This is a genomic window from Dolichospermum circinale AWQC131C, from assembly GCF_000426905.1.
Lineage (GTDB): Bacteria > Cyanobacteriota > Cyanobacteriia > Cyanobacteriales > Nostocaceae > Dolichospermum > Dolichospermum circinale.
The window spans coordinates 80,222-87,160 of the sequence record NZ_KE384623.1; the positions used below are offsets into that span (position 1 = coordinate 80,222).

At 35.3% G+C, this 6,939-nt stretch carries 7 protein-coding genes and 1 pseudogene; 3 read left to right on the top strand and 5 right to left on the bottom strand.

Annotated elements, in window-relative coordinates:
* Positions 1-100 precede the first annotated feature (100 nt).
* The gene (locus ACIR131C_RS0114650; protein ID WP_028090814.1) at positions 101-427 is read left to right on the top strand and encodes an STAS domain-containing protein; all 327 of its coding nucleotides are present in this window, start codon (positions 101-103) and stop codon (positions 425-427) included.
* On the opposite strand, the gene ACIR131C_RS0114655 is transcribed toward ACIR131C_RS0114650, so the two are convergent.
* The 5 genes from ACIR131C_RS0114655 to hisF all read right to left on the bottom strand — a co-directional run bounded on the left by ACIR131C_RS0114655 (position 428) and on the right by hisF (position 4,525).
* Entirely contained in the window at positions 428-1,564 is a 1,137-nt protein-coding gene (locus ACIR131C_RS0114655) for a PP2C family protein-serine/threonine phosphatase (RefSeq protein WP_028090815.1), read from the bottom strand.
* 247 nt (positions 1,565-1,811) lie between these two features.
* A complete protein-coding gene (locus ACIR131C_RS0114660) occupies positions 1,812-2,585 on the bottom strand; it encodes a DUF1350 family protein (RefSeq protein ID WP_028090816.1) in 774 nt (257 codons plus the stop codon).
* A 40-nt stretch (positions 2,586-2,625) separates the two neighbouring features.
* Entirely contained in the window at positions 2,626-3,312 is a 687-nt protein-coding gene (locus tag ACIR131C_RS0114665) for a hypothetical protein (protein WP_028090817.1), read from the bottom strand.
* A 147-nt stretch (positions 3,313-3,459) separates the two neighbouring features.
* Positions 3,460-3,651 carry a hypothetical protein gene (locus ACIR131C_RS0114670; RefSeq protein WP_028084026.1) on the bottom strand — a complete coding sequence of 64 codons (192 nt, stop codon included), beginning with the start codon at positions 3,649-3,651 and terminating at the stop codon, positions 3,460-3,462.
* 100 nt (positions 3,652-3,751) lie between these two features.
* A complete protein-coding gene (gene hisF, locus ACIR131C_RS0114675; RefSeq protein WP_028084025.1) occupies positions 3,752-4,525 on the bottom strand; it encodes an imidazole glycerol phosphate synthase subunit HisF in 774 nt (257 codons plus the stop codon).
* Positions 4,526-4,927: 402 nt separating this feature from the next.
* Between hisF and ruvB the strand changes: the two genes are divergently transcribed.
* Both ruvB and ACIR131C_RS26105 read left to right on the top strand, forming a co-directional pair.
* Positions 4,928-6,028: a Holliday junction branch migration DNA helicase RuvB gene (gene ruvB, locus ACIR131C_RS0114680; RefSeq protein ID WP_028090818.1), complete on the top strand. Its 1,101-nt coding sequence runs from the start codon at positions 4,928-4,930 to the stop codon at positions 6,026-6,028.
* Positions 6,029-6,235: 207 nt separating this feature from the next.
* Positions 6,236-6,939: pseudogene (locus ACIR131C_RS26105) on the top strand (WD40 repeat domain-containing protein); the annotation flags it as partial.

Here is a 6,939-nt window from a genome sequence, read left to right on the forward strand (position 1 = left end):
ATAGACTAGATATTTTTTATAATATCTAAATCTAATATTTATTATATAATGACAACATCACAATCAGAACCTTCTTAAATTAAATCAAGATTAGGATATTATGAATCAACAGGTAAAAGTGATTGTAATCAGCGGTAACTTTAATGCTAGTACCTCATCAGAATTTCATAAAAATATTCAAGAGGTAATTGCTAGTGACATCAAAATTGTATTGATTGATTGTCATAGTGTCACCTTTATGGATAGTTTTGGTTTAGGGACTCTAGTGGTAACATTTAAAATGTTGGAAGCAGCTGGGATCAAGATGGTTATTTGTTCGAGTAATGAGCAAGTGAAGATGCTATTTGAATTAACTGGTATGGATAATAAATTTACAATTGTTCCCAGTCAAGAAGCATTTGAAAATCTTTTAGTTTCTGCCAGTTAATTAATCAAATTTAACTTGGAGAATAGATAAATCATCCTCAAACGTCTCTTTGGAGTTTAAGTTAATTAAATAATCCAGTATATAATCAAGTTGGTTCTCAACAGAATACTGTAAGCTAATGAAAATCTGAATTAAACCTTCTAAACTCCAAAGAGTACCATTTGCTTGAGTAATTTCATAAGCACCATCACTAAAAATATAAAGGATGCTAGATTTTTCGATATAACAAGAAGCATCAACATACTTGGCTTCAGGAAACATCCCCACCGGCATTCCCGGTGTTTTTAATCTTTTTACTTCTGTATTAATAGGAGAGTTCCCAGCAACAATAATTGCTGGTGGATGGCCAGCACTAGAGTATGTTAACTGACGACTAACTCGATTATAAACTCCATACCAAATCGTCAAATATTTATCATTTTGATAATTCATTTGAAAGGTATTGTTTAAAGCCGCTAAAACCTGGCTAGGTTGATAGTAATTTAAATCCTTGAGAGCGCGGGAACGTAATAGATTTAATACAGAAATAGAGGGTAAAGTTGCTTTCAGTCCATGGCCAGCAGCATCTAATAAATAGATGGCTAAAGAATCAGCATCAAGCCAATTATAGTCAAAACAATCCCCACCAAGTTGCCGGGATGGCAAAAATTTGAACTCGATCTTCAAAGGGTTATTTATAGGTAGAGGTAAAAGGGATTTTACATATTCTGTGGCCTCGGCTAATTCTGTTTCTAAAAGTAGCTTTTGGGTATGTAAATCCTGACTTAATTGATGTAGACGTAAACCGGCTCTGACCCTTGCTTGTAGTTCATTTTGTTCAATAGGTTTGGTGATGAAATCATCAGCACCAGCATCTAATCCCTTGACTCGATTAGCGACTGAATCTAAAGATGTTAATAAAATAAAAAATGTGGTAGATAATCTGGGATCTTTTTTAACGCGATCGCACACTTCTAAACCACTCAATCCGGGCATAATCCAATCACATATAATTAGGGCTGGAGGTGAATTTAAGGTTTTTAAAATTCCTTCTTCTCCCGTACTAGCAGTAATCACTTCATAACCTTGTTTTTCTAAAATTCTTTTCAGAAATATTTGTACAGAGCGATCATCATCAATTACTAATATTTCAAACATTGGATATTACTGAATATAATTAAAATTATATGTTTGATTTGTCTCCCGCAGAGGTACAGAGAGTAGGAGTCTTCAATCTTTCCCTACACTTTCCCTAAATTTAATGTAATTTATATGCAAATAATCTGGGATATAATCACAATTTGAATAAATATCAATTACAATAACTTTACCTTTTTTGTAGCTGGGTTTGAGGGGGGTAAAACCCAATCAATGGCTTTGACAAGCTGAAGATATTGAATGAGAATCATGAAAGGGGATTTAACCAAAATAGCATAACTTCTTTGAGTTGATTTAGATCTCGATAAACTTCTTGTTTTAACCATTGTCCTAAAGCATCAAAAGGACTGAAAGAAGTTCCGGGTTGCCATTTAATATCTTGTCCTAAAGGTGTGGTATGATTTCCTGATAAAGTTTGTGTTGTTATCATATTGGGAAAGAGTTTTTGTAAAATTCTTGTTAAGTCTGCTGATTGATCTAGAGTATCTTTATTAAATCTGATTAATAAATTCCGCCGAATTTGATAACTTTCGCGTACTATCTGGTTAGTTTCTGCGGGTGTAGGTGTAAATTCAATGTCTAATTGGGAATTTAATTGAGAATTTAACTGTTCTACTAAGGGTATAGCTTCACTCGCAGCAAAGTTATTAAAGGAGATTAAAATATTACCAGCACGTTGTACTGAAAAAAGACTACCAATAAGTAAATGCAGTTTACAACCCATACTATGTCCTATTCCATAGGTAGGAAGGTAAATTTTCCGTATTTCTCCTGATTCTTGTAACCTTTCTAGGGTGCGTTCAAAGTTAATTAATACATTTTTGGCGATCGCTATATGATCCAATGTGTTCACGAAAGGTGTCGCAATCACTACATATCCTTGAGCAGCGAGATGTTCGAGTAACCAACGATAGGTTAAATGTGGTAAAGTAGCTACAAATGCACCACCTAAAAAGTGAATAATCCCTACGGGGTGACGGGGAATAATGACCCAATTACCTCTAATTTCTTGCCAGTTCATTGCTAAAATTTATTAATTGTCTAATGATTGTATTCTGATTTTAACTCTTATTTTGCAACTTTTTCATTTCCTGTTGCACATCTAAGGAAATTTGCAAAGCTTCATTTAATAATTTACCATGTTCTGTGGCTTCTTCTGTAATTTGCATTGAGGCTAAAGCTGCTAAATTATTAACAAATAAATCGGAATTGGTAATAATAAAAGTTCTGTTCTCTCGCAAAATTCTCTCGGTTTTTAAAGCGCGGATTAAATCATTCTTCGTTAGTTCCAGTGCTGCTAATACTTTTTCTCTTTCTTGAATACCCACTCCTAAATTACCAGCATCCTCGATTTGGTCATTAATATCTATAGCTTTAATCACGGAATTATATCTTTCTACATCATTTAATAAAATCCGTAAAGAATTTGTCTGATGTTGTTTGAGAAACCTACTTTTTCCTTTCCACAGGAAATACAATATAGTTTGTATACTTCCCCCTGTCCATAAGGTAAATACAATCAATGGTATCCAAAATGATGATTTTACCAACAGATATATAAAAGCGCAAATAGAAAGTCCTGCAAAAACTAAGGTTGGATTTTCTGTTTCTTTAACTTTTTTTAGCAATTGTCTACTTAATTCCTGAATAATATCGGTAATAATTATTAATTTATTATTAACAGGTAAGTTAGTCAATTTTTGCAGTTCGTCATGACTAATATCCAGTTCTTGTAAATCATCTCGCACAGTTACTAAATCCTTAACATACTAGTGATTTAGTTTAATATAACAATTGAATTTCTCTAATGGCTATAGATAACTCTTAATTCTGTTGATGATAACTATCTATATATCATTTCCTAGTCTACGAAATCATTTTGACCTCTATTTTAATTAAGAAATTTGTAACAAATAGCTCATACAGTGTCCCATTAAAAAATAGACCACCAGCATTGCTACTGCGGCTAATGCCACTATCATACCAGCTAACATGAAAGAAAATTCTTTATGCTCAAAAGCTTTTTCCATCAGGTGTAGGGACCATGCTACAAGCGCCACATCAAAGATTAAAATAGGAATCAACATATTTCTTAATATTTCTTCATAGAAGTACCATTATCTTAACACTCTTTCAGAAAACTGTGTTTGATGTTCGACGGCGGTAGTTGGTCGCTATGATCTGATATCAAGCAGGAAGACGAACAGGAACATTACGTTCTTGCAAATAATTCTTAATTTGTGCTACGCTGAGTTGTCCGAAATGTAACAATGATGCTAACAGTGCGGCTTCCGCTTTACCTTGAGTTAAAGCAGTGTGAATGTGTTCACAGTTTCCAGCGCCACCAGAAGCAATGACAGGAATTTCTACAGCATTAGCGATCGCTTTTGTCAAGTCCAAATCATAACCAGCTTGAGTACCATCAGCGTCCATACTTGTAACTAATAATTCTCCAGCCCCCCTTTTTGTTACTTCTTTAGCCCACTCTAAAGCATCTATACCAGTATTTTCTCTACCACCGCGAACATATACATCCCAGCCCGGATTCTCGGTATCAGGTCTGCATCTAGCATCAATAGCTACAACAATACACTGATTTCCAAAGCGATCGCTGGCTTGATTAATTAAATCTGGGTTTCTGACCGCCGCAGAATTAATACTAACCTTGTCAGCCCCGGCTCGTAATAAATCTTTAACATTTTCTAAGGTTTGAATTCCTCCACCCACGGTCAGGGGAATGAAGACCTGTTCAGCAGTGCGGTAAACCACATCAATAATCGTGTTTCTGTCTTCATGAGTGGCTGTAATATCTAGAAATACTAACTCATCAGCACCGGCTTGATTATAAACCCTGGCCAGTTCTACCGGATCACCCGCATCCTTGAGATCAACAAAGTTAATTCCTTTGACAACTCTGCCAGCTTTGACATCTAGACAAGGTAAGATTCTTTTAGACAACATAATAACTTTTTTGCTCCTGGTAATTGCTAGGAATTTTAATTGTAAAGGCAATTGGGGAATAGATGACAAGAGTGGATCAAGATACAATGGGTTTTGTCCAGACTCAAATATACTCAAGGAGGTATGGGTGTAATTGCAAAATAGGACTGAATAATTATCAATTACTGTTTTAGTGTTCCGGGTTAAAACTGAAAATTGTCAGAATTACTAAGTAGGTTGGCGTTAAAAATTGTCGTTATGACAAAAGTAAATACAAATGTTTATGTAAACATTTATATTTTTTGCCATTGTCACTGGATTGAAAGTAACCGTAAATATCCTATACTGGTGTTAGATCCTGACTGCTGTAAAGGTTTAGCGGTGCTAAATCCCGATTTCTGAACTTCTGAATTACCGAAAATTATGGCAATTATCTCCTCCAAAAAACAGCCTCCAGAACCCAACAAAGAAGTAAAACAGCCACAGAAATCAGCTAAAGTACCTGCTGCTGAAAATCTGTTACAGTCGGAAGCTGCTATTAATGAACAAGGTAAACCAGAAGAAAGTATACGTCCCCAGCGGTTTGCTGACTACATAGGACAACAGGATTTAAAGGATGTTTTGGATATAGCCATTAAAGCAGCTAAGTCGAGAAATGAGGTCTTGGATCATTTGCTGTTGTATGGACCTCCGGGTTTAGGTAAAACCACAATGGCCATGATTTTAGCATCAGAAATGGGAGTAAACTACAAAATTACCAGCGCCCCAGCTTTGGAAAGACCACGGGACATTGTGGGGTTATTGGTCAATCTCAAACCGGGAGATGTGTTATTTATAGATGAGATTCATCGTCTATCCCGGATGACAGAGGAGATATTGTATCCAGCGATGGAAGATTACCGCCTAGATATTACCATAGGTAAGGGTTCTAGCGCCAGAATTAGAAGTATACCTTTATCTAAATTTACCTTAGTAGGGGCGACAACTCGCGTCGGAGCTTTAACTTCACCATTACGCGATCGCTTTGGCTTAATTCAGAAACTACGCTTTTATGAAGTTGAAGAACTAACTCAGATTGTTCTCCGCACTGCTGAATTATTACAGACCGCAGTTAGTTTAGATGGGGCTACGGAAATAGCTAAACGTTCGCGGGGAACACCAAGAATTGCTAACAGACTTTTAAAAAGAGTCCGTGATTATGCGGAAGTAAAACTCTTGATGGAAATTAACGAAGCTGTTGCAGCAGAAGCATTACAGTTATTTCAAGTTGATCCCTGTGGCTTGGATTGGACAGATAGAAAAATGCTCAGTGTAATTATTGAAAACTTTAATGGTGGTCCAGTGGGTTTAGAAACCATTGCTGCTACTACCGGGGAAGATACCCAAACCATTGAAGAAGTTTATGAACCGTATCTAATGCAAATAGGTTATTTAAGCCGAACACAAAGGGGTAGAATAGCAACAAAAGCAGCTTATCAACACATGGGTTTTAAGCCACCCAAAGAGCAGTTATCATTATTGTAAGTGGATTAAAAGTAAAATAGGACTTACGCAAGAGTTACGGAATAAACGAACCACAGAGACACAGAGAACACAGAGAAATGAGGGTTTGAGAGATATTTTGCGTAAGTCCTGTAAAAATCTAAAAATCTAGACCCTCACTTTTTAAATACGTCTTAAATAAGTTGGGTGTCTGCTATAATCACTACTTGACAAGTAATACCAGGGAACATGAATAATCATAAGTGGCTAAAAGTTAGCGAGTATCTATGCTTAGGGTTGTCCATATTAGGAATAATAGTAGCTACAGTGACGCAACAAGTAGCTTATGGGTTGATTCCCTTGTGTTTAAGTGTGGCTTTAAATTTAGTTAATCGTCCTCAGTTTAATTATTCCCAATTACAATCACTTGACCAATTACAGACAAATTTGCAAAATACAGATGAAGAATTTGATCAACTAAATAAAACCATGAATACATATAATCAACGACTAGAACAAATCGAAACTTGGAGACAACAATTAAGTCAAATTATTGACCAGAGGATTGAGATCGCAATTAATCAAATTTTGGGAAAAATCGAGGCTGATAAACAAGAAATTAGTCAAATTATTGACGAGAAAATTCAAATTCCAATCCAAAAATTGAGTACAGAATTTAACGCAGGTAATCAAGAAATTCAAATTGTCAATAATCGTTTACAGCAATTAGATACTTCCCTAGAAAACTTGAGTTCCAATGTTGAAAAAGATGAATATTTAAACAATATTGCTGAATTGAAAACTGAATTATTATCACTTAATCAGCAGATACAAGTCTTTAATTCCCGATTTGCAGAAATTGAAACCTCTATGGAAAGTGGGAATCAAAGCAATTTACAGCAATTAACAGAATTAAATAATAATCAACAAAATCAAAATAGGGAACTTTCCCA

What these genes read in the sequence shown, in the direction of transcription:
- ACIR131C_RS0114650 (WP_028090814.1), top strand. Translation starts at nt 101, where the DNA reads ATGAATCAACAGGTAAAAGTGATTGTAATCAGCGGTAACTTTAATGCT.
- ACIR131C_RS0114655 (WP_028090815.1), bottom strand. Translation starts at nt 1,564, where the DNA reads ATGTTTGAAATATTAGTAATTGATGATGATCGCTCTGTACAAATATTT.
- ACIR131C_RS0114660 (WP_028090816.1), bottom strand. Translation starts at nt 2,585, where the DNA reads ATGAACTGGCAAGAAATTAGAGGTAATTGGGTCATTATTCCCCGTCAC.
- ACIR131C_RS0114670 (WP_028084026.1), bottom strand. Translation starts at nt 3,651, where the DNA reads ATGTTGATTCCTATTTTAATCTTTGATGTGGCGCTTGTAGCATGGTCC.
- hisF (WP_028084025.1), bottom strand. Translation starts at nt 4,525, where the DNA reads ATGTTGTCTAAAAGAATCTTACCTTGTCTAGATGTCAAAGCTGGCAGA.
- ruvB (WP_028090818.1), top strand. Translation starts at nt 4,928, where the DNA reads ATGGCAATTATCTCCTCCAAAAAACAGCCTCCAGAACCCAACAAAGAA.